The organism is Rhabdonatronobacter sediminivivens (genome assembly GCF_013415485.1).
Taxonomy (GTDB): Bacteria; Pseudomonadota; Alphaproteobacteria; order Rhodobacterales; family Rhodobacteraceae; genus Rhabdonatronobacter; species Rhabdonatronobacter sediminivivens.
Genome location: NZ_JACBXS010000119.1, coordinates 1 through 1,287, shown reverse-complemented (window position 1 = coordinate 1,287; position 1,287 = coordinate 1). Strand labels below are relative to the sequence as shown.

The 1,287-nt window shown below is 50.1% G+C and carries 1 protein-coding gene; it reads right to left on the bottom strand.

From position 1 onward, the window contains the following. Positions 1 to 72: 72 nt before the first annotated feature. A complete protein-coding gene (locus HUK65_RS18420; RefSeq protein WP_327787158.1) occupies positions 73 to 1,179 on the bottom strand; it encodes a DNA methyltransferase in 1,107 nt (368 codons plus the stop codon). Between the last annotated feature and the right edge of the window lie 108 nt (positions 1,180 to 1,287).

Here is a 1,287-nt window from a genome sequence, read left to right as displayed (position 1 = left end):
AGATTGCTCATTGATTGGTCTCCTTGCGGAGCGTGAATCACGCCGCAAGGCTGAAATCAATAGGTCCTGAGCCTAAGTCTCCAATCGCAAGTACTTTATGATGGCCGACACGCCATCGCCAGGTGATGGGACGCCATCGCTCCAAATGCTGGAATAAATAGCCTTTTGAATTCGCGGCAATGTAACTTGACCGAAATACCCCCCCATCTCCATAAGAAAGAAGCGGCGATTGCCCTCGTCTTTGCGGTTCAGGTTCACCACAGCATGGCCGGTCGTACCCGATCCGGCAAAAAAGTCTAGGCAAGTGCCCCTAACATGGGACATGCCCGAAATATGAATGCAATCCTCGACCGCAAAAATAGACTTCGGGTATGAGAAAACATTGTACTCCTTAAATAGTTTCTTTAGCGCCCCAGTTCCATGCTCTGTTGCCGAATACTTTGCATCAGACCATACGGTGAGAGGCAAAACACCATCTTCATTGGGGCGGAATTTGTAGTATAAAGTCCAAGTGCCATCCTTTTCTTTGGCTTGGAAATTGGATGGGGTCTCCGTGATGGCCTCAGGCTTCCATCGCCAAGTTCGTTCGACACCATTTTGGTCTATCGGGTAGAATTCCAATTCACCGTCACGCGGGCGCTCCTTTATATCCCAAACGCGCCTTTCCCCATCCCAAGTCATTTGAGGAACGCGAAGAATCTTCCCGTCAAAATAGATCGGATAATAGAGCGATGGGCGATCCCTGCGCTCAGAGTTTGAGCCTCGCTTGCGGAAAAGCTCCCACATGTAGGCTCCATCTTCATCCCTCTCCTTGTAGCGCGCCTTTTGAGCATCGGAACGGGGTAGTAAACCGATCTTTGACGTAGGGTTTCGCTTGAAAAAAATCGCATACTCGTGGGATTGGGCAAAACCAGAAGGAACTGGGCGGCCAGACGGGTTGCTTCTAATGCAAACAGTTCCTGCTTCGTTATCTTTCCCGAAAACTCCCTCAAGAACGAAATGAAGTTCGCGCTGCTGATAATCATCAATGGTAGCGCAGATTATTCCCGTAGACGCTTTCAACAGATTGGCCGCAACTGAGACTCGGTCGTTTATCATCGAAGTCCACGACGAACTACGATAGCCGTTTTTGTAAGCAATCGGGCCAGCATCTGTGTTGTAGGGAGGGTCAATGTAGATAGCATCGACTGCCGATTCCAGCTTCTTCCGAGCTAGTGTTCGTCACCTGACGCAAGATTCCCAACGGCTGCAGGGTGTGTCATACCTTGGGCATGAGACGCTCCGACA